This is a genomic window from Methanococcoides orientis (assembly GCF_021184045.1).
Taxonomy (GTDB): Archaea; Halobacteriota; Methanosarcinia; order Methanosarcinales; family Methanosarcinaceae; genus Methanococcoides; species Methanococcoides orientis.
This window is the reverse complement of sequence record NZ_CP073710.1, coordinates 1076436-1098435: the sequence shown is the minus strand read 5'-3', so window position 1 is coordinate 1098435 and position 22000 is coordinate 1076436. Positions and strand designations below refer to the sequence as shown.

Here is a 22000-nt window from a genome sequence, read left to right as displayed (position 1 = left end):
AAGGACTTGGCTCTTGCTGTGAAGAGTGGTATGCCTATGGAAGAAGCTGAGAAGGTTCTGGAACAGCATATCCCCCTTAGCATTCTTTTTCATGTAATGTAGCGTAATCTTGGGATGCTTCGGAGTGGTTACAGTACATTGCTGTGATCTTGTTCAGCTGATCAAGCTTGAGTTATTCAAATCTTCTGATAAGTGATTTAAAGGTATGTAGGCCTCAGATTAACGATTACTGCAATTAGCAGCAATATAATAAGCAAATAAACTATAGTGTCGATTAGCCCTTTCCTTCCCACATTTACAAATAAGTTTAACAATACTTAAAAATAATTGTTATTGATGACGGTAAAGTTTTACGATTAATTTGATCCAAAGTAACGTCACAGAGGCCTATTTATACTATCTTGAACCAGGTATATTAAAGATGCAAACTCAATGCAGGATGATCAATGTTAGCGGGGTGGTACAGGGTGTTGGTTTTCGCCCTTTCGTATATCACATCGCGACAGAGAACGGGCTCTGCGGTTATGTGAAGAACACAGGCAATGACGTAGAGATAGTCACAGAAGGAGACAAAAAGAATATCGACCGTTTTCTCCACGAGCTACATACTAAAAAACCACCTCTATCGTTTGTTGACCAAGTAAGAACGAAGTTTTTCCCTGTATCGGGCTTTTCCGTTTTCTCGATACTTGACAGCGAACTGGATGATACTACCAGTTCCATTATCCCCCCTGACAATGCGATCTGTTCCGATTGCCTGCGGGAAATGTATGATCGTAAGGACAGGCGCTATCACTATCCATTTACTTCCTGTACGAACTGTGGTCCGAGATATTCCCTGGTAAGCTCTCTTCCCTTTGATCGGAAAAATACCAGTATGGTCGAATTCCCCCTGTGTCAGGAGTGTGGTCTTGAGTACAAACTCCCGTCTGACAGAAGATTCCATGCACAGGCCACCTGCTGTCCGGATTGTGGTCCTGTCCTTTCACTTACCAATTGTAATGGTGATGTTATTGCATCCGGAAATGATGCCATTATCAGATGTGCTGAACTCATAGATGATGGATCAATTGTTGCAGTCAAAGGATACGGTGGTTTCCATCTTGTCTGTGATGCTACTTCAGACAGTGCTGTCCTGAAGCTCAGGAATTCTCTTGATCGTCCTGCTCAGCCTTTTGCGGTGATGGCAAAAGATGTTGGAACGGTATGTTCTTTTGCCAGTATCGATGCAGATGAAAGTTCCCTATTGCTCAGCAGGCAGCGTCCAATAGTTGTTCTGGACAAAAGTGATGATCTTGCATTATCTGATCACATTGCTCCCGATCTGCATAACATAGGTGTGATGCTACCTTATTCAGGCACACACCACCTTCTGTTCGATAATAGTGATACGGATGTTTATGTAATGACATCTGCAAATCTTCCGGGTCTTCCGATGGTGACCGATAATGAGGAGGCATTGTTGAATCTCGAAAGAATCGCAGATCATTATCTGCTTCACAACTATGTTATCAGGAACAGGACAGATGATACGGTTATCAGGTTCGTTAATGGTAGAAAAGCTTTCATAAGGCGATCGAGGGGTTTTGTACCTGAGAGGATAGAGCTTCCGTTTTCAATAGAACCGGCGATTGGTTCTGGTCCCGAACTTAACACTACTGTTACCCTGGCAAAGGAGAAAAGTGCATATATCTCCCAGTATATCGGGAACACAAGGCACTTTGAGACTTCTCAGTATCACAAGCAGGTCGTTTCCAATTTAGAACAGTTGACAAAGATCAACCCTCATCGATGGGGTTGTGACCTGCATCCGGAATTCAACACCACACGTTTCGCACAGGAGCAAGGTGGAAATAAAACGGTCTTCGTGCAACATCATTATGCACACATAGTTTCGCTGATGGTTGATAATCTCTTGTCTGCCGATTCAAGGATCATCGGTATAGCTCTTGATGGTGCTGGTTACGGGGAAGATGGAACAATATGGGGGGGAGAGATCCTTGAAGCCACATATTCTGGCTATGAAAGAGTTGCTCATCTTATGGAGCAGCCAATGCCCGGTGGGGATACGGCTGCGATCTATCCTTCACGCATGGTTTTGGGGATGCTACATGATGTTCTTGAAGCGAAAGAATTGAGGGAGCTTCCTCTTTACTTCAAGCATGGTGAGCCAGAACGTGACATTGTATTGCAGCAACTGGAAAAGGATGTAAATCTGGTTAGAACGAGCAGTTTTGCAAGGGTACTTGATAGTGCAGCAGCACTTCTTGGCGTTTCACATTATCGCAGTTACCAGGGTGAGCCTGCAATGAAGCTGGAATCAGTTGCAAAAAAGAGCGTGCTTGATCTGGATCTGCCTGTCGTTTGCAAACGAGGAGTGCTTGATACTACCAGTTTGTTATATGGTCTCTACGAAAGGCTTGATACACATGCAGTTTGTGATCTGGCATATTCTGTAGAGGATACCCTTGCCATCGGGGTTGCAGAACTTGCAATATCAGCTGCTAAGAAAAGGAATGTTGACATTGTGGGACTAAGTGGGGGAGTTGCTTATAACGAACACATAACAGGACGTGTCTGTGAAGTTGTTAAGGATGCAGGTCTTGAATTTATCACCCATAACAGAATCCCATGTGGTGATGGAGGGGTTTCTTTGGGGCAGGCAGTTGTTGCAGGATATTCTGAAAAGTTTGACTGAATGATTCCTTGTTTTTATATGCACATTTAGAAAGTACTTTACGATTTAATGATTATTAAATATCCAAACAACGTATTATTCGCTCAAATAGCTGCTATCTTGATGTAGTTTCAGGTAAGAATAGATTCTTAATAGTGCTGTGAAAATTCGATCTAATATTTTCAACATTTGAGAAAGTATTTCTCCATGCTTCCTACGGGATTGCTTAGTTGTCTGATTGGAAGTTGTCTTTTTATATTTTAGATCATATTCAAATATCATGAAATTAAGAATTGATCTGATTCTAACGTTGATTCTCATAACTCTTGCATTTTCTGGTTGTATTGGAATGGAGGGTGAAAGCGCAATACAAGGATCTTCAGAATTTTCGATCAATTCATCTTCTGTAAATGCCTATTCATTCATTGACATCCCACCTCTGCTTGAGTGCATATCTAGCAATGACGGATTGCATAGGGAAAGCGAAAATTATGATACTGGCGAATTTTCGATATTTGAAGCTCCTGTAAAATATGCTTCTGTTAATGGTATTAAGATAGCCTACCGTGAGTTTGGTTCAGGTGAGCCTATCTTAATGATATCTCCATTTGCTTCAACAATGGATATGTGGAATGCGACCTTTGTGGAACAGCTGGCCGGTAGTTACAGAGTAATTATCTTCGATAACAGGGGAATGGGATATTCATCGGACAATAACAGTTCTATTACGATACATCTTCTGGTCAATGATGCCGAGGGTCTGATGAATGCGCTTGATCTGGATTCTGCAAATGTATTTGGTACCTCTATGGGAGCATCGATTGCCCAGGAATTGGCTCTTGAATACCCTGGGAAAGTTGATCGTTTAATCCTTTCATCAGCAACCTATAGTCTTGATGTTCCAGAAACAGAGATTCTGAGAAGCAGAATTCAATATCGGGCTTCTGATCCTTCTACAGACCCAATGATCAGAAAGTATGCAGAAGGAAATCTGGGCTGGGATGGCACATATGAAAGACTGCTAGGGATTCAGAAAAAAGTGCTTCTTCTTACAGGAGATAAGGATATTCTCACACCTCCGGAACTTTCAATTACGATCACAGAGCAGGTTCCCAATTCACAACTTGTCAGGTTTGAAGGCGTGGGACATTTAGGAGAGCAATATCTACCGGAAGAATATGCAAATAAAATCCTCTGCTTTCTGGTATCAGAGTGATCTGATGATATGTGGTAGTTTCAACAAATACGCTATAAGGTCATTAAAGTAATGTGGAAATCCCTCAATTATTACAATATTTTAATAATGATCCCGGATTTCCACAAGCAAACTAAATACACAACTTCTTATTTTTAAAATTGCAGCAGTTAAGCCGAATTCGGAGAAGATGGTCTCTGTAAACCAAAAAGATGTGATCTTTATAATCAATTATATCCGGAAGCTCTTTTTTAGATCGTCCAAAGTGTAAGGTCCTCCGAAATGTGCAATATATATTCTCTCCGGAGCATAGTCAACTAGCTTTTGGATGCTCTTCATAACTTCATTCAGATCATCTGCCCAGAAAGGAATATTGGGCTTGCTGGAAAGAAGTGACGGGACTATCAGATCTCCCACGATGGCATCACCATTATCCAGAATTATTGATACAGATCCGGGAGTATGTCCCGGTGTGGAGATAACTTTTCCCAGGACACCGTATTCATCAAGTTCAAACAGGTCCTCAATGAGAATATCGGGTTCAAGTGGGGGATAGCGTGTATTCTTTCCATGTCCGAGGAACAACTTGAGGATCCTTCCGATAAATCTGGAAGGTTTTAAATTTCCCTGAGTACCGGTGCGGAGCTTATTCGCATCCAGTCGGTTTATAACAACTTTTGCACCGGTTATCTCACGCAACTTTGCAGCACTTCCTGCATGATCAGGGTGGCCATGGGTCAGGACAATGAGGTTTACATCCTCAGGAGCGATATCAATTTCATGGAGCTTTTCAAGAATGGCATCTTCACTTCCCGGATAACCGGTATCGACCAGAATAGTTCCTTCTCCTCTTACGATGAAAGCAGTTGTCATCTTCAGAGGTATTGGAATTACATTTGTAGATGTGTCCATAAACCCTTTCTCCACTTATTAAAGTTGCATCGCCAGTTCTTATATTTTTTGCAATGGGTTTGAAGATGACCTCTGATGATTTTTCCTGATCTTCTAAAGCCATCTTTTCCTGATTATTTTTAATATAGAGATTTACGTTCAAGAATGGTATCTAATTATGTCGAATGATAAGAAAAAAGAGACTGCAACAGTAAAGCACATTGATCCTCGAAGCTTTTTCCAGCGATGATCTCATCGGTAGTATTTTTGTTGTGTTTTTTGTTGCTATTATAATTATCTATTTCAGGAAAATGATGTAATATAGATTTAACAACGTTTTGATGATGTTATCTAAATGCTTTTACTTTTAAATCAAAACTATCGGTCTTTTAACTTCGCATTATCTCGATAGTTATGTATATATATCATGCATAATACTTACATTTAAACTCTCTTAATTATTTAATTATAAGCATTTATAAATTTTAGGATGATATAATGGTATTTATAAAAAGAACGGATAATATACTTTTTCTTAGTTTATTGCTGATATTAATCGGTATGATGATCTCATCTCCTGCGAGTGCAGCCACATTTGCAGTCGGGGACGGTTCTGCCGGAAACCCATATCAGATTTCTACGATCGAGCAGCTTCAGAACATGAGTACTGCCTTGTCAGCAAACTACATATTGATTAATGATATCGATGCCAGTGAAACTATTAGCTGGAATAGTAATGCCGGATTTGTGCCAATAGGTAGTTCCTCAAGTCATTTCACAGGTAGCTTTAATGGTAGCGGATATGTGATCACCGGGCTTCATATAAATAGGCCATCCACAAGTTATATCGGACTTTTTGGATATGTGGGTTCAAGTTCAGAACTTAATAATGTTTGGCTTGAGCATGTTAACATTACTGGTGTTGATTATGTCGGTGGTCTTGTTGGATGGAATGATGGTTCTGTTATTCAAAGTCATTCCAATGGCAATATTACTGGTTTTGATTATGTAGGTGGTCTTGTTGGAGTAAATTTAGGTTCTGTTGATCAGAGTTACTCCACTGGAGATGTTTCTGGTGACTATGATGTCGGTGGACTTCTTGGGTATAATGATTTTGAAACCGTTTCCAATAGTTATTCCACTTGCAATGTTACTGGTATTTCTATTATAGGTGGTCTCGTTGGAGAATGCTGGGATGGCGAAATTTTGAATAGTTATTCTGCCGGGTATGTCACTGGTTCTGATTCTGTCGGTGGTCTTGTTGGATATGATATGTTTGAGTTAATTTCCACTAATAGTTACTGGGATACTCAAACCTCTGGTCAATCTACAAGTCCTGTAGGCACAGGTAAGACAACAGCTGAAATGAAGACACAATCCACATTTGTTGGTTGGGATTTCTCTTCAATTTGGTCCATGGATGACAGTATTAACAGTGGTTATCCGTACTTATTGCAGCTACCTCCGGTAAGTGCTAGTGAAGATGTACAAAATCTGACTTCCCTCCTCGCAGTTCCTCTCAATGAAACTGATTTCACTTTCGCCAGCTCGGAATTTGTTGAAGGCATAAATGTGGAATTCAATACTTCAAGTGATAATGTTGACCTTACCCTTATGAGCACAATGAATATCGTGAAACTGACCGGAGCTCTGGATAATGATGTATGGGTCAGGATCTATGTTGATGGTGCCTCAGAACCTGTGCTTGAAGAAAAGATGAGGTCTCTCAGTAAAGACAGGTCAAATATTGACGAAGGCTCAACAGGAACAAGGCCAATCAGTTTCACTATTCCTTCTTCCGGGACACATAATATTACTTATGAGTTCAACAGGACAGGCAACGGTGCGGTAGAGGTTAATGATATTGACATAACTCTCTTGAAGTTCGTTACGGCAGAAGGAAACCAGGTTCGTGAGCAGCTTACGGATGTGAGCTATAGTCACTCTTCTACTACATTTAATGACGCATTTAACTGGTCTGTGGAAAAGAGTGTTGAATCCGGTACCTTTGTGATAGGTAAATACTCACTGAGTTCTGATCTGGAATCAGTGTTACAATATTACTATAAGGATCTCAACTCAGGTGACACTTCAACATCCTGGTCAAGACATCAGGGAAGTGCCTTTGACGTTGGCTCTGTTTCCGGTATATTCGTAGATCAGGTTGAGACCTCATCAACCAATTACAGCATTTTCTCAAAGAGCAGCGGTGTGAATACGAACGTTGTTGGAAAGGTACTTGACTTTGACCTGAAAGACTCGGGAGCATATGAGATAAGTAGCTTCTCTGTTTCCAACGAGGGTACAGATGCTTCAAATGATCTCCAGCTTCCAGCTGGTACGCATCTACTGGCAACCGAAAGTGTGACTGTGTATAATGGTACCGGTTACTTCCTCGCAATGACCAGCTCTTTCAGCTCACTTTCCGGCTCTCAGACACCGACATATTTCATCAACTGTACTCAGGTTCCTGACTGTTATTCAAAGAAGGAGCGATACCTTATGTCAGATGATGATATTGGTAACGCTTTCATCTACTACACCACTGGTGGTCTGACACCGGGTGAAACATACAATTTCAACCTCTGGGTCACTGTGGAAGAAGGTGAGGTTCTTGAACAGATCGATGAAGTACTCGCTGGTTTCGAGATTAGCGAATTTGATATCACTTTTATTAATACAGCACCGCATGTGGCTATAATTGCACCTGAACCGGATGCTTATATTTCCGGTACTTTCTACGTGAATGCATCTGTAACCGATAACAACGAGGATGCTTTCGTGTCCAATATCAGCCTGAGCAACACCACAGGCGATGTTGGTGGATATATTTCTCTCCCTCAGGATGTTTCTTCTGTCACTTTCGATAGTACCCAATTTGCAGATGGTATCTACAATATTACCTGGGTAGCATGTGAGAATGAAACAGCTGAAAAGTTCTGTTCAAGCAATGTTATCGGTGTAACAATAGACAACAATGCTCCGTTCATTGATTTCAATGATGAGACAACCGATGAGGGCAATTTCAGCCAGAGCTACATTGTTGGTAACATAAGCGTGAGTGACATGTGGCTGAACGCTTCCGGAATCTACCTGTACAACAACAGTGGACCTGTTGATTCCAGCATTAGTGCTGATTCAACTCATTCCGTTACTTTCAGCGATCTTGCTGATGGTTACTATCAGTTGAATGCCAGTGCCTGGGACTATGCCGGTAACACTAATGAGACTGAAACAAGATCTATCCTGCTTGATACAACCGATCCGGTAATTGTATTCAACGAGGATACAACTGCTGAAGGTAACTTCAGTCAGAACAGTATCTTTGCTAACGTTACATCCTTCGATGTTTTCGGCTATTCCAGCCTCACAATATCCCTGTACAATGAGAGTTCACTTGTGGATTCCAGTACAACCGAAGGTAATGGTAACCTTTCCAACGAATTCACAGGTCTTGCTGATGGTGTCTATTACCTGAATGCAACCGTAGTTGACCTTGCAGGTAACACCAACACTACCTCTACTATGGAGATCACACTGGATACTGTTAAACCTGCGATCGATTTCAATGATGAGACAACCGATGAGGGCAATTTCAGTCAGAACTACATTGTTGGTAACATAAGCGTGAGTGACATGTGGCTGAATGCTTCCGGAATCTACCTGTACAACAGCAGTGGAGTTGTTGATTCCAGCATTAGTGCTGATTCAACTCATTCCGTTACTTTCAGCGATCTTGCTGATGGTTACTATCAGTTGAATGCCAGTGTCTGGGACTATGCAGGTAACACTAATGAGACTGAAACAAGATCTATCCTGCTTGATACAACCGATCCGGTAATTGTATTCAACGAGGATACAACTGCTGAAGGTAACTTCAGCCAGACCCGTATCTTTGCTAACGTTACATCCTTCGATGTTTTCGGCTATTCCAGCCTCACAATATCCCTGTACAATGAGAGTTCACTTGTGGATTCCAGTACAACCGAAGGTAATGGTAACCTTTCCAACGAATTCACAAGTCTTGCTGATGGTGTCTATTACCTGAATGCAACCGTAGTTGATCTTGCAGGTAACACCAACACTACCTCTACTCTGGAGATCACACTGGATACTGTTAAACCTGCGATCGATTTCAATGATGAGACAACTGATGAGGGCAATTTCAGCCAGAGCTACATTGTTGGTAACATAAGCGTGAGTGACATGTGGCTGAATGCTTCCGGAATCTACCTGTACAACAGCAGTGGAGTTGTTGATTCCAGCATTAGTGCTGATTCAACTCATTCCGTTACTTTCAGCGATCTTGCTGATGGTTACTATCAGTTGAATGCCAGTGTCTGGGACTATGCCGGTAACACTAATGAGACTGAAACAAGATCTATCCTGCTTGATACAACCGATCCGGTAATTGTATTCAACGAGGATACAACTGCTGAAGGTAACTTCAGCCAGACCCGTATCTTTGCTAACGTTACATCCTTCGATGTTTTCGGCTATTCCAGCCTCACAATATCCCTGTACAATGAGAGTTCACTTGTGGCTTCCAGTACAACCGAAGGTAATGGTAACCTTTCCAACGAATTCACAAGTCTTGCTGATGGTGTCTATTACCTGAATGCAACCGTATTTGATCTTGCAGGTAACACCAACACTACCTCTACTCTGGAGATCACACTGGATACTGCTAAACCTGCGATCGATTTCAATGATGAGACAACTGATGAGGGCAATTTCAGCCAGAACTACATTGTTGGTAACATAAGCGTGAGTGACATGTGGCTGAACGCTTCCGGAATCTACCTGTACAACAGCAGTGGACCTGTTGATTCCAGCATTAGTGCTGATTCAACTCATTCCGTTACTTTCAGCGATCTTGCTGATGGTTACTATCAGTTGAATGCAAGTGCCTGGGACTATGCCGGTAACACCAATGAGACTGAAACAAGATCTATCCTGCTTGATACAACCGATCCGGTAATTGTATTCAACGAGGATACAACTGCTGAAGGTAACTTCAGTCATACCAGTATCTTTGCTAACGTTACATCCTTCGATTTATTCGGCTATTCCAGTCTTACAATATCCCTGTACAATGAGAGTTCACTTGTGGATTCCAGTACAACCACTGGTCTTGGGAACCTTTCTCATGAATTCACAGGTCTTGCTGATGGTGTCTATTACCTGAATGCAACCGTAGCTGACCTTGCAGGTAACACCAACACTACCTCTACTCTGGAGATCAAACTGGATACTGTTAAACCTGCGATCGATTTCAATGATGAGACAACTGATGAAGGCAATTTCAGCCAGAGCTACATTGTTGGTAACATAAGTGTGAGTGACATGTGGTTGAATGCTTCCGGAATCTACCTGTACAACAGCAGTGGACTTGTTGATTCCAGCATTAGTGCTGATTCAACTCATTCCGTTACTTTCAGCGATCTTGCTGATGGTTACTATCAGTTGAATGCAAGTGTCTGGGACTATGCCGGTAACACCAATGAAACTGAAACAAGATCTATCCTGCTTGATACAACCGATCCGTTAATTGTATTCAACGAGGATACAACTGCTGAAGGTAACTTCAGTCATACCAGTATCTTTGCTAACGTTACATCCTTCGATTTATTCGGCTATTCCAGTCTTACAATATCCCTGTACAATGAGAGTTCACTTGTGGATTCCAGTACAACCGAAGGTAATGGTAACCTTTCCAACGAATTCACAGGTCTTGCTGATGGTGTCTATTACCTGAATGCAACCGTAGTTGATCTTGCAGGTAACACCAACACTACCTCTACTCTGGAGATCACACTGGATACTGCTAAACCTGCGATCGATTTCAATGATGAGACAACTGATGCAGGCAATTTCAGCCAGAGCTACATTGTTGGTAACATAAGCGTGAGTGACATGTGGCTGAACGCTTCCGGAATCTACCTGTACAACAGCAGTGGAGTTGTTGATTCCAGCATCAGTGCTGAGCCTACTCATTCCGTTACTTTCAGCGGTCTTGCTGATGATTACTACCAGCTGAACGCAAGTGTCTGGGATTATGCCGGTAACACCAATGAAACTGAAACAAGATCTATCCTGCTTGATACAACCGATCCGGTAATTGTATTCAATGATGATGTGCTACCTTCAGGTAATTTCAGTCAGGACTGGGTATTTGCCAATGTAACAGCATCTGATAATATGGGCATAAGGAATGTTACTATCTACCTTTACAACAGTACAGGATTGTTCAATTCCACATCATACCCCGGCAGTCTTTCTGTGAACTTCACATCACTGCAATCCGGAATGTATTATCTGAATGCGACTGTTGAGGATCTTGGTGGTAATATTGTTCCGATCGGTCCTATTGCCTATGGTATTGATGCAATCGATATGAAAATAACCAATGTGACCGCATCACAGGTGACAGACAGGTCTGCCACAATCTCATGGAAGACTAATGAAGCTGCCAATTCCACGGTATACTATGGTCTCGATTCAAATGTCTCTATGAATGCTTCAAAAGCAGTATTTGGAACAGATCACAGTATCATGCTAACCGGACTTCAGGATGAAACACTGTACTACTATAAGGTAGTCAGCTACGACATTTTTGGTTTCAACAACTCTTCCCAGATCAGTAACTTCACAACTGTTAAAACAAGCACCGGGGGTGGATCATCTGATGACAACGGTCTTCCAAACTACTACTACTTCCAGGATCTGAAGGAAAAGCAGGAAAATGAAGCTGCCTGCTCAGCACTTGAGGCTTCCAGAGAGTTTGATGTGGGAGATGTCATGTCAGGAGATACCGTTGAGATCGATACACTTGACCAGCTCAAAACTGCCGGATGTATGGTCACCGGTGTGGACATTAATCTGGGCAGGGATGTCGATGACATGGATGTGACCATCACTCAGAGCTCATCATCCTCTTAGGAAGAACCTGCTGACATATCATTTGCAGTAGGCAATGGAGCTCGTGTCTATGGATACATCAATATTGACACCAGTAGTCCGGGAAGCACGGAAAGTGCACTGATCCACATCCGTGTTCCTGTAGCATGGTATGAGCAGAATGAACTTGATCCAACCACCACAACTGTGACTCACTGCGGCGCTGAGTATGTTGAATGGGAAATGCTTGAAGTTGTTTCCTCTTCAGTGGATAAAGACTATTATTACTTCACAGTGAGGACTCCGGGATTCTCAGAGTTCGCAGTAGCAGCGCTGCCATTTGGTATGGATGCAATGTTCCCTGTGGAAAGTGAGGATGTTGACACCACAACCGACAGTGGACATTTAGGTGATTCTACAGAAGAAAGATTTACAAGTTCAATGTGGTTGCTTCCTGTGATCGCAGGAATTCTGGGAATTTTCCTCTTCGTTCTCTGGAAGAGAAGGAAGGATGAAGAAGATGAACAGATGAGATAAGTGAAGTCAAAGTAAAGTAAGGATATTTGTCCTTGCTTCTCTTTTTATTTTTTTGAGCTATTACGGTTATATTTGATAATTAACATTTAATGTTACGTGCTCATTGATCATTAATTCCGAGGATCTTCTTTGTAAGCTCAAAGCTTTTCTCTGTACATTCCGGAGCAGATTCGTCCAAGCACTCCTTGTAAGCGAATTCGGAAAGTTCGAAAAGTACCCTGTTAAGATTCCGGCCTTTGCCTGTCAGGTGATATTCTATGTTCAGTGGTGTTTTGGAGGTGATCACCTTTTCTATAAGTTCATCTTTTTCCAGCTGACGCAATTTGTCTGAAAGGACCTTGCTGCTGAGCTTGGGATTATTCTTTAAAAAATCGTTGAAGTGTGTGCTGCCACAGAACATATCCCGGATGATGTTCAGTGTCCATTTCTTGCTTATCAATCTGATAGCTTTATCGATCGGGCTGTTTTCCAATTCTCCCATGATTTCTCACCTGGTTACCATTTGGTTAGATTAAGTTATTAAATAACCTTTTGTAATTAGGGGGTGCTAAACCGGTCTTGTAGAATGCTTCCAGATTTCGGAATAAAATTCGGTAATACCTTAAATTACTTCCGTTAACACCTGGATAATGTCATTCTACAGGCTAAATGGAGAATAAAATATGGCAAAATTCACAAACAGCTTAATTGGCGAAGCATTGGTAGGAGAAGGACCAGAAGTTGCACACATCGATCTTGTTATCGGTACAAAGGGAAGTGCAGTTGAGACCGCGTTCATGAACGCACTTGCAAACCCACAGCAGGGTCATTCCCCATTACTTGCAGTCCTTGAACCAAATGTCATGCCAAAACCTGCAACACTTCTGGTGAACAAGGTAACCATCAAGAATGTATCTCAGGCTTCCCTGATGTTCGGACCTGCGCAGGCAGCTGTTGCAAAAGCTGTAATGGACAGTGTAGCTGATGGCGTCATTCCAAAAGAAGAAGCAGAGAACCTTCTCATCATTGTTTCAGTCTTCCTCGAATGGGATGCAACAGACAAGGAAAAGATCTACGAGTTCAACTACGAAGCAACAAAGATGGCAATAAAGCGTGCTGTTGACGGAACACCAACAGTCGATGAAGCACTTGCAAAGAAGGACTCTGCAGAGCACCCATTTGCTTAAATCAATGATCTCCTGCGACTAAATTCGCAGGATATCATCACAAATTTCACTTTTTATTTTTCATTATTATTGAATTGCTGATCACAGATCCACGTTAGCCTACACTATTAAATGTAAACTATCTATCCAGCAGGTTGAGTCATTTCCAGATCACTGAATAAACAGTATTATATAGTGTTCCATGAACATTTATTATGGTACTTTAAAGGGGGAGTGTAATGCTATCAAAAGAGGAACTTCTCGGTCAAGCATACGAATCATTTGTGAAAATTGATGAAAATAGGGTCTTCGAGGTCATTGAAAAGTGGTTTGAAAGCGGCTATGACGTGAAAGACCTTCTGAAAAAATTCGTTGAGGCTCTGACTGAGATCGGTAGAAGATTTGACGAAAAAGAATATTTCCTTGCCCAGTTGATGAATTCAGCTTCTCTTCTTGATAAAGCGAACGATCTCATTGCTGAAAGGCTGGCTGAAAGTGGGATAAAGGTCGAAAGCAAAGGAACTGTTGTCATAGGCACTGTCAGGAATGACACGCATGATCTGGGGAAGAACATTGCATCAAGTATGTTACGAATTGCAGGCTTTAATGTGATCGATCTGGGTAAGGACCTAGGTCCATCAGAGTTTGTCGATGCAGCAATTGAGAATAAAGCTACCATCATTGCAGCATCCTCTATGACAAGCACGACAATGAACAATCTCAGGGAGATCATCGATCTCTTGAAAGAAAAAGGAAGTCGGGATGATGTAAAAGTAATGGTCAGTGGTGCTCCTGTTACACAGGAATATGCTGACAAGATCGGTGCCGATGCCTGTGTAAGGACTGCCACAGAGGCTGTGGAAGCTGCTGAAATTCTGATAAGATGTCATAAGAAATGATTGAAAACTGCATTTCGATAGCGTTTCCCAATCGGGTTGCAATTTGCACTTGTGGATGTGGAAATGCCAGGTCTTGAAAAATAAAAAAGAGGTTTGTACCATGCTTTTTTACTTTTCAGATCAATATTGCTAGCTTTGGATACTAACGATAAGTAAAATGTAAAAAGTAAAAAGTTCAGACCGACCTCTGAACTTTCTCGAACTCATCCTGAATTTCCTGTTCCGGCTCCTCACCAAATCTGGTGATCAGCATGATGGCAATGCTTGAAAGCACGAATCCCGGAACGATCTCATAGAGGTCGAAGATGCCTCCTGAATGCTGTTTCCAGACGATGACCGTGAGTCCGCCAATGAGCATTCCTGCAAGTGCTGCATTCCTTGTCATCTTCTTTGAGAACAGTGAGAAGAGGATGGCAGGTCCGAAAGCTGCACCGAATCCGGCCCATGCGTAGGCCACAAGATCAAGTACCGAGCTTTCCGGGTCGAGTGCGAAGTAGTATGCAAGCAGGGAGATGCCGATAACTGTGAAACGTCCCATCCAGACAAGTTCTCTCTGGCTGGCATCTGACTTGAAGAGCAGCGTATAGATGTCCTCTGTGAAAGCGGATGCTGCTACTAGCAACTGTGAATCAGCAGTACTCATTATGGCTGCTAGGATCGCTGCCAGCATAATTCCTGCAACTACAGGGTGGAAGAGGCTGTTGACCATTACCATGAACACTGTCTCGCTTGTAGCTCCTGCAAGGAACTCGGGTACATATGCTCTTCCCACAAGCCCAACGATAACCGCAAATGCAAGGGAGATAGTGACCCACGACATTGCTATTGCACGGGACTGCTTTATCTCCTCAGGGTTGTTGATGGCCATGAAACGCACAAGAATGTGCGGCTGTCCGAAATATCCGAATCCCCATGCCATGAGTGACACTATTGCCATCAGGGAGATCACACTTCCATCTGAACCTGTGAACGGGCTCAGGAGGCTTGGGTCGATGGTCCTGATGATATCAGTGGTCGAAGAGATTCCTCCAAGGCCGTTCATGGCTGTCAGAGGTACCAGTGTAATTGCAAGGATCATTAGCAGGCCCTGGAAGAAATCTGTCCAGCAGACCGCCATGAATCCTCCCATGAAAGTGTATGAGATGATAACAAGCACTCCGATGGTCAGTGCAGTGATGTATTCTACTCCGAAGACCGTGCTGAAAAGTTTACCGCCGGCAACGAATCCGGAGGATGTGTAGAAGAGGAAGAATATAAGGATGAACAGGGCTGAGATAGTTCTCAGAAGCTTGCTCTTATCGCGGAAACGGTTCTCGAAATACACCGGGATCGTGAGGGCATCGCCTGCTTCCATTGTGTATTTTCGAAGCCTCTTGGCAACGAACTTCCAGTTGAGATAGGTTCCGATTCCCAGGCCAAGTGCGATCCATATCGCTTCCATTCCTGCAAGGTATGCATAACCGGGCAATCCCAGGAGCAGCCATCCGCTCATATCGGATGCCTGGGAGCTTAAAGCGGTTACCCATTTGTTCAATTTCCTGCCACCAAGAATATAGTCGGACAGGTTCTCGGTTCTTCTGTAGTAGTAAAAACCGATCGTTAGCATAAAAAGCAGATATAATATTATTATGATCGCAACACTCTGGTTTCCGGATGTCATCTCCATTAATATTTTCTCCTGTGGACGCCAGGTCCATGAATTGATTTGGGATACAGGGTTTTCAGATATTAATGTTCTGATTTTTATTTTGAGCTTTCATAACACCACTTTTCTCTTTTTGAGGTATGATGCCTGTCAGAACTTCATATGCCATAAAAAAGATCGTTCCAAAAACTATTTACGCCAGTAGCATGTCTAACGCAACCAACCGGCTACATTTAAAAAATTGGTACTCGGTGATGGAGCCCGTGGAAATTAACGCATCAGTCATCTGATTTTCTGGATCTGGTCTTTGATAGCCACAGGTTTAGTCCATGTATCCTGAGTCATTTCTATGTCTGTATGATGCTTTTTTCGATCTCGTGCTTCATAAATCAAAAAATGAATCGATTTAAAGACTTGATCTAATGACAACTGAACATAAAATAAAAAAATACTTTGAAGAATCGTTTTTGAGCGACCTTAAAGCAGGTTTCATCACTGCGGTCGTAGCGCTTCCTCTTGCAATTGCATTTGCTCTGGCTTCCGGGGTAGAACCTGTTATGGGACTTTATACTGCAATAATTGCAGGTGCCCTTGTCTCCTCTTTTGGCGGTTCACGTTATTCCATATCGGGCCCTACTGGTGCCATGACCGTTATAATCCTTTCAACGGTCAATACTCTTGGTGTGGAAGGTTTGTTGCTTGCAGGTTTTTTGGCAGGTATCTTCCAGATACTGTTCGGTATAATGAATCTGGGCAAAGTGGTGAAGTATATCCCATTGCCCGTGATCTCCGGTTTTACAAGTGGTATCGGTGTGATCATCCTGATCGGCCAGCTGTCCAATTCCTTTGGTCTTGTACTTCCTGCACGTGAACATGTCTGGGAAACCGTTTATGATGTATTTGCAGCCCTTGGAATGGCGAACACCACAGCTGTCCTCATCTTTAGCGGTACCATTGCACTGATGCTATTGCTTCCAAGGATACTGTCCGGGTCAAGATACCTGAACAACGTCCCGGCATCCATTGTGACGCTAATGATCTCTGTGGTTCTTACGTATTACTTCCACCTTGAGGTTCCCATAGTAGGCGATATTCCGGGGAATATCCCGCAGTTTCACATGCTGAACTTCGATCTTGAGCTCATATATGCTGTTCTTCCGGCTGCCTTTACGATAGCTTTGCTGGGTACCATAGAATCGCTTCTATGCGCTGTGGTCTGTGATGCAATGACAACTACGAAACATAACAGTAACAAAGAGCTCATCGGTCAGGGTATCGCAAACGTGCTTCTTCCTTTCTTTGCAGGTATTCCTGCAACGGCAGCAATTGCAAGAAGTGCAGTAAATATCAGGGAAGGCGCCAGGACACGTATGTCAGGTGTAATACATTCTCTGATATTGTTTGCTATTCTCATATTCTTCGGACCAATTGCAAGGTACATACCAAAGGCATATCTTGCAGGTATCCTGATACTGGTCTCTATAAAAATGATCAACATCGAAGAGATCAGAACCACCATGAGGATCAGCAAGATGGATACCTTCGTCCTGCTTTCGACCTTTGCACTGACCGTTCTGACAGATCTTGTATTTGCCATTCAGGCAGGCATGTTCCTTTCAATAATACTGCTGTTCATAAGGCTGACAAATATGATCGATATTCATACCATGGAGAACTATGACCCATCAGAAGGGATCAATGCTACGATACTTTCCGACCCATATCTTCATGATAACGTAGCCGTCTACACGATCAATGGTCCGTTCTTCTTTGGAGCGATGAATGTATTCGAGCACAAGGTCGATGAACAGATCAATATGAGAAAGAAGCATGTCGTGATAAGAATGCGGTATGTTCCTTTTATCGATACCACGGGTATAGAAAGGCTGAAAAGCTTTATTCTAAACCGTAATAAGTTGGGGGATCATGTCTATCTCACAAGCGTTCAGCCGGAAGTAATGGCTGCTATCAACTCCGATACGGCTCTTAGTGAAATGGTAAAGGAAAAAGAGGTACTTATATTCCAGAGGACGCAGGAAGCTCTTGTTTATCTGAGTTCCTCCGGGGAAGGTGGAAGATAAGCTTCTATCTGATCATTTGAAGATGATCATGACCTTGCCATCCTGATTTTGATCCTAATTCATGTTAGGATATTATGGTGGAATAAGGAGTAAGCTCTCCTTATTCTGCCTATTTATTTACTTATTTATCAGGGATGCTCGGATCTTTGAAAAGCTTGTACTTGTTACTTCATTTATGCAGTTTCTTCAAGCTAAATATATTCTTTTTTCAACAATTTAATAACTTTAATATAATATAATAACTAAAAATCTATACTTCCAAAAAAGGAGTATAGAAATGTTACAAAAAACAATCCTGATCTTATTTTTAGCAATATTCCTGGTATCTTCCGGCTGTACGGATTCCACTGAAGACCTTGCAGGGTCTGTGGATGAGATCGCTACGGCTGCAGCAGAGGTATCAGGTGCGATAGAAGAGATAGAATCCGAGTTGAACGATTTGGATAAAGTCAACGAACCTGTGGTAAGTATTCCATCTGATATCGATGATATGGATAATGTGGGTGATACTACAGCAACACCTGAATTTGAGGGTTCAGCATCCGATGCGAAAGATCTTCGGATAGGGGCTTTCAACATACAGGTGTTCGGTGTGACAAAGGCATCAAAACCTGATGTCATGCTGGTGCTTGCAGACATCGTCCGCACCTATGATATCATAGCCATCCAGGAGATCCGGGATTCCTCGCAGACTGCACTTCCTGAACTTGTGGACCTTGTGAACAGTGACGGCTCACAATACAATTATGTTGTAAGTGAGCGGCTTGGAAGGACTTCCAGCAAGGAGCAGTATGCCTATATCTATGACTCCACCACAGTTGCCGTAACAGGTACACCTGAAACATATCCTGAACCAGAAGGTACTGATCCATTCCACAGGCAGCCATATATCAGCTCCTTCGATGCAGTAGAAGGTGATTATGACGTAGTGTTGATGGTGATCCACACCGACCCGGACGAGGCTACCGAAGAGATCAACGCTCTTGATGACGTACTTGAATATGCACAACGGTCCTATCCCGATGAAGGGGACTTTGTCATCATGGGTGACTTCAACGCTGACGGTAATTACTTTGATGAGGACTCATCCAGTGATATTGATGGCTATTTCTGGCTGATCGACAATAGTCTTGATACTACCACAAAGAGCACTGACTATACCTATGACAGGATAGTGCTGACCGATGCTTCCGACCTTAGCGGTGAGAATGGTGTGTTCAGGTATGATCTTGAATACGGTCTTTCCGAAGAGATGACAGTGGCTGTATCGGATCACTATCCGGTCTATATGGAGGTCAGTTCCTACGGTGACAGCGACCTATGAGAGGCGGTGCTAAAATATCACGAGCTACTTTAGGATTTATGATGAATGAAAATAGAAGGACAAAAAGTAATAACTGGTAAAGGCAGGCTAGTGGCTGGATCGATATCTTAAACAATATGATCTGCCAGCCTTTTCCTTTTCTTTTTTAAATTTAGTTTAAATTTTAAATTTAATTATAATTTTATGGTTTGCTCAAAGGATCCAGCTATGGGTCCAATAAACTACCAATTCAGTGGAAATTGGTAGTTTTTGGTAATTGATCATCTTTTAAAGTTATTCTTATACTGCCAGTGAGTTCATGATCATACCTACGATGATCAACACAACTGCACCCACGATCCAGAATTTGATGATCTCTCCCATTGGCAATTTCATTGCTACAGGTTCTGAAATACTGCACTGTGGTATTGCCTGTGGAACGGCAGTTGAAGTGGAAGGAGTTGGTGCAGGTCTGGTTGCTGATGCTTGAGCAGCTGGTTGACGTGTAGCCTGTTCCATAGTGGAAGTTGCTACTCTTTGCTCAGTCTGCTTTTTAACAACGACCGGTTCCTTCTTTGCTCTTGTAGGAGTTTCTTCCGGGACACTGGCTGATGTCTCTGGAGTAACTGGTTGATCTTCTGTTTCAGTTAGTTCTTCCACAACGACGTTTGTTTCCTGTTGAGGTACTGATGCTGAACTTGTGCTGAAGCTTTCTTCCTCTTTTTTAGCTTCATTTTCTTTTGCGATCTCAAAAATAGCCCACTTCTCGTTGTTTGAACCAGGTATTTCAGTGCCCTGGTCAGGTTCGCTAAAAGAGGTGTCAAATGGAATGTTTCCATTATTTTCAGGTGTTGAGAATGTGTTATCCTCCACTAACTGTTCTTCCTCTTCTACGGCCATGGTATCTGAGGCAAAACTATCAGAACCAAAACTATTGGAACCAAATGCATCGCTTTCTGTATAGCTTTCGGATCTCTGGCTGAACATGCCGGATGAGCCTTCAATGTCGTCTGCTCTTGCTCTGCTTCCCATGGCAGCATCTATCATGCCAAGCTCGTCCTGTGCATCTGCCAGAAGTCTTAATGCTTCCACGTTTTCCGGTTCTATCAACAGGCATTTCGTGAAGTACTGCACTTTTTTATCCAGGCTTTTTGTTTGCACACCAAGATCGAACCAGTTCTTAGCGCTCTGGTCTTTTTGTTTATCCTTTAGCTTATTAATAAGATCCATCCGATTACCTCTATAAGAGCAGCCCTCATGTCATCTCCACAGCTCATCTGCGAAAAGACCTGCCCATTATTATAATCTTTGAAACCTATAAATATATGTGCCTTGATGCAAATTGATTTTCGGTTTACTTTAGCTTAAAAATGAAGTGCGTGGCCCATTTTCAAGATAAAAACATACAATACAAACAAATATTAAGCCGGAGAAAATAATATAATATCCATAACAGGCACAGTACCTGTGTCGGGGGATCTCTTGTGTTCGAGTTAAGCATAGCAATGCGCCATATCAACTCACGCCGGCGGCATACTCTGTTCTCTCTTCTTGCCGTTGCACTGGCAGTTGCTACTATAGTTGTCCTCATGTCAATGGTCTCAGGGGTTCAGGAGGAACTTATCGAGATCACCATTGAGAATGCTCCGCATATTGTTGTCAGCCCGCAGTCGGATGCTGAAGATGATCTCCATTTGTATTATTATCTGATGGATGTCATCATACAGAAAGAAGGGGTTGTTGCAGTATCGCCTTATCTTTCAGGCCAGGCGGCTTTGAAATATAGGGAGAATGCAGAAGGCGTATTGCTCAAAGGTATAGAACCGCATGCTGAAGAGAGAGTAATGCGGGTAGGCGATGACATTGTCTCAGGTAGTTTTGTAGACCTTTCCCTTACAGGCCATGGTATTGTCCTTGGCGATGAACTTGCAGACAATCTCGAAGTGCGTGTTGGGGACAATGTTGAAGCTGTTTATCCGGGTTCCCCTACGAGATCCTTCAAGGTAGTTGGTATTGTAGACACTGGAACTGCCAGTGACGAAAGTCTCGCATATGCAAGGCTTGGGACCCTGCAGGACCTCTTCCGAAAGAACGGGGTTGTGACCTCCATCGGGGTCAGAGTGACTGATCCTTACCGGGCAGAAGATATAGCGGTTCTGATTGAGAGTGAGACCGGAACTGATGCGGTTAGCTGGACCGAGGCCAACAAGGATATCCTCGACCTGCTCAACACTCAGAAAGTGTTCGTGTGGGTATTCTATGCTCTAATCTATGTGATCGCAGGTTTTGGTATTGCCAATACACTGATCACAGTAGTTATGGACAAGAAAAAAGAGATCGGTATGCTTAAAGCAATGGGAGTTTCCAGAAAAAGCATAACGTCGATATTCCTTTTAGAATCAGCTTTCCTTGGAGCAGCCGGTGTGGTAGTGGGCTGTATAATTGGATACATAGCATCAGTGGCTATCGGGGCTTACGAGCTTGAGCTTCCAAGTGAGATGTATCTTGGCCTGACCACAATGCCAATGAAAATAGAAGCCATCAATTTCATTTATGCTGCAGGCTTTGCTTTTATCCTGAATCTCATCGCAGGAGTTTATCCTGCAAGACGTGCTTCAAAACTTGATCCTGTAGAAGCAATTGAGAACGAGTGATTTTGCTGGATGCTTCTCCAGCAGTATCTGGTCCGGTCACAATGTTCGGCATGAATCCTCCTATAATTACGAG

General features: G+C 42.7%; 14 protein-coding genes. 9 read left to right on the top strand and 5 right to left on the bottom strand.

What is annotated here, in order from left to right:
* The first annotated feature begins 421 nt into the window (after positions 1-421).
* Together hypF and J7W08_RS05330 are read left to right on the top strand one after the other, a co-directional pair.
* Positions 422-2698: a carbamoyltransferase HypF gene (hypF, locus tag J7W08_RS05335; RefSeq protein WP_233085592.1), complete on the top strand. Its 2277-nt coding sequence runs from the start codon at positions 422-424 to the stop codon at positions 2696-2698.
* Positions 2699-2957: 259 nt separating this feature from the next.
* The gene (locus tag J7W08_RS05330; protein WP_233085591.1) at positions 2958-3893 is read left to right on the top strand and encodes an alpha/beta fold hydrolase; all 936 of its coding nucleotides are present in this window, start codon (positions 2958-2960) and stop codon (positions 3891-3893) included.
* A 210-nt stretch (positions 3894-4103) separates the two neighbouring features.
* On the opposite strand, the gene J7W08_RS05325 is transcribed toward J7W08_RS05330, so the two are convergent.
* Positions 4104-4784 (bottom strand): MBL fold metallo-hydrolase, encoded by a 681-nt coding sequence (locus tag J7W08_RS05325; RefSeq protein ID WP_233085590.1) that lies wholly within the window; start codon positions 4782-4784, stop codon positions 4104-4106.
* Between the two features lie 522 nt (positions 4785-5306).
* On the opposite strand from J7W08_RS05325, the gene J7W08_RS05320 reads away from it, so the two are divergent.
* Positions 5307-11705, top strand: a complete 6399-nt coding sequence (locus tag J7W08_RS05320) for an Ig-like domain-containing protein (protein ID WP_233085589.1) — start codon at positions 5307-5309, stop codon at positions 11703-11705.
* An 18-nt stretch (positions 11706-11723) separates the two neighbouring features.
* Here the strand turns inward: J7W08_RS05320 and J7W08_RS05315 are convergent, their stop codons facing one another.
* Entirely contained in the window at positions 11724-11879 is a 156-nt protein-coding gene (locus J7W08_RS05315) for a hypothetical protein (protein WP_233085588.1), read from the bottom strand.
* Between J7W08_RS05315 and J7W08_RS05310 the strand changes: the two genes are divergently transcribed.
* Entirely contained in the window at positions 11805-12200 is a 396-nt protein-coding gene (locus J7W08_RS05310; protein WP_310742519.1) for a PGF-pre-PGF domain-containing protein, read from the top strand. The genes J7W08_RS05315 and J7W08_RS05310 overlap by 75 nt on opposite strands.
* Positions 12201-12300: 100 nt before the next feature.
* Here the strand turns inward: J7W08_RS05310 and J7W08_RS05305 are convergent, their stop codons facing one another.
* The gene (locus J7W08_RS05305) at positions 12301-12681 is read right to left on the bottom strand and encodes a winged helix-turn-helix transcriptional regulator (protein ID WP_233085587.1); all 381 of its coding nucleotides are present in this window, start codon (positions 12679-12681) and stop codon (positions 12301-12303) included.
* A 181-nt stretch (positions 12682-12862) separates the two neighbouring features.
* Between J7W08_RS05305 and fae the strand changes: the two genes are divergently transcribed.
* Positions 12863-13366 (top strand): formaldehyde-activating enzyme, encoded by a 504-nt coding sequence (gene fae, locus J7W08_RS05300; RefSeq protein WP_233085586.1) that lies wholly within the window; start codon positions 12863-12865, stop codon positions 13364-13366.
* A gap of 218 nt (positions 13367-13584) precedes the next feature.
* Entirely contained in the window at positions 13585-14244 is a 660-nt protein-coding gene (locus tag J7W08_RS05295) for a cobalamin B12-binding domain-containing protein (RefSeq protein ID WP_233085585.1), read from the top strand.
* 175 nt (positions 14245-14419) lie between these two features.
* Here J7W08_RS05295 and putP read toward each other — a convergent pair whose 3' ends face one another.
* Positions 14420-15910, bottom strand: a complete 1491-nt coding sequence (gene putP / locus J7W08_RS05290) for a sodium/proline symporter PutP (RefSeq protein ID WP_233085584.1) — start codon at positions 15908-15910, stop codon at positions 14420-14422.
* 401 nt (positions 15911-16311) lie between these two features.
* Between putP and J7W08_RS05285 the strand changes: the two genes are divergently transcribed.
* Together J7W08_RS05285 and J7W08_RS05280 are read left to right on the top strand one after the other, a co-directional pair.
* Complete coding sequence (locus tag J7W08_RS05285; RefSeq protein ID WP_233085583.1) at positions 16312-17970, top strand: SulP family inorganic anion transporter; 1659 nt, start codon at positions 16312-16314, stop codon at positions 17968-17970.
* A 277-nt stretch (positions 17971-18247) separates the two neighbouring features.
* Positions 18248-19294, top strand: a complete 1047-nt coding sequence (locus tag J7W08_RS05280) for an exonuclease/endonuclease/phosphatase family protein (RefSeq protein WP_233085582.1) — start codon at positions 18248-18250, stop codon at positions 19292-19294.
* 279 nt (positions 19295-19573) lie between these two features.
* On the opposite strand, the gene J7W08_RS05275 is transcribed toward J7W08_RS05280, so the two are convergent.
* Positions 19574-20503, bottom strand: coding sequence for a tetratricopeptide repeat protein (locus J7W08_RS05275; RefSeq protein ID WP_233085581.1), 930 nt, complete (start codon positions 20501-20503; stop codon positions 19574-19576).
* 254 nt (positions 20504-20757) lie between these two features.
* Here J7W08_RS05275 and J7W08_RS05270 point away from each other — a divergent pair, with 254 nt between their 5' ends.
* The gene (locus J7W08_RS05270) at positions 20758-21927 is read left to right on the top strand and encodes an ABC transporter permease (protein ID WP_233085580.1); all 1170 of its coding nucleotides are present in this window, start codon (positions 20758-20760) and stop codon (positions 21925-21927) included.
* Positions 21928-22000 lie beyond the last annotated feature (73 nt).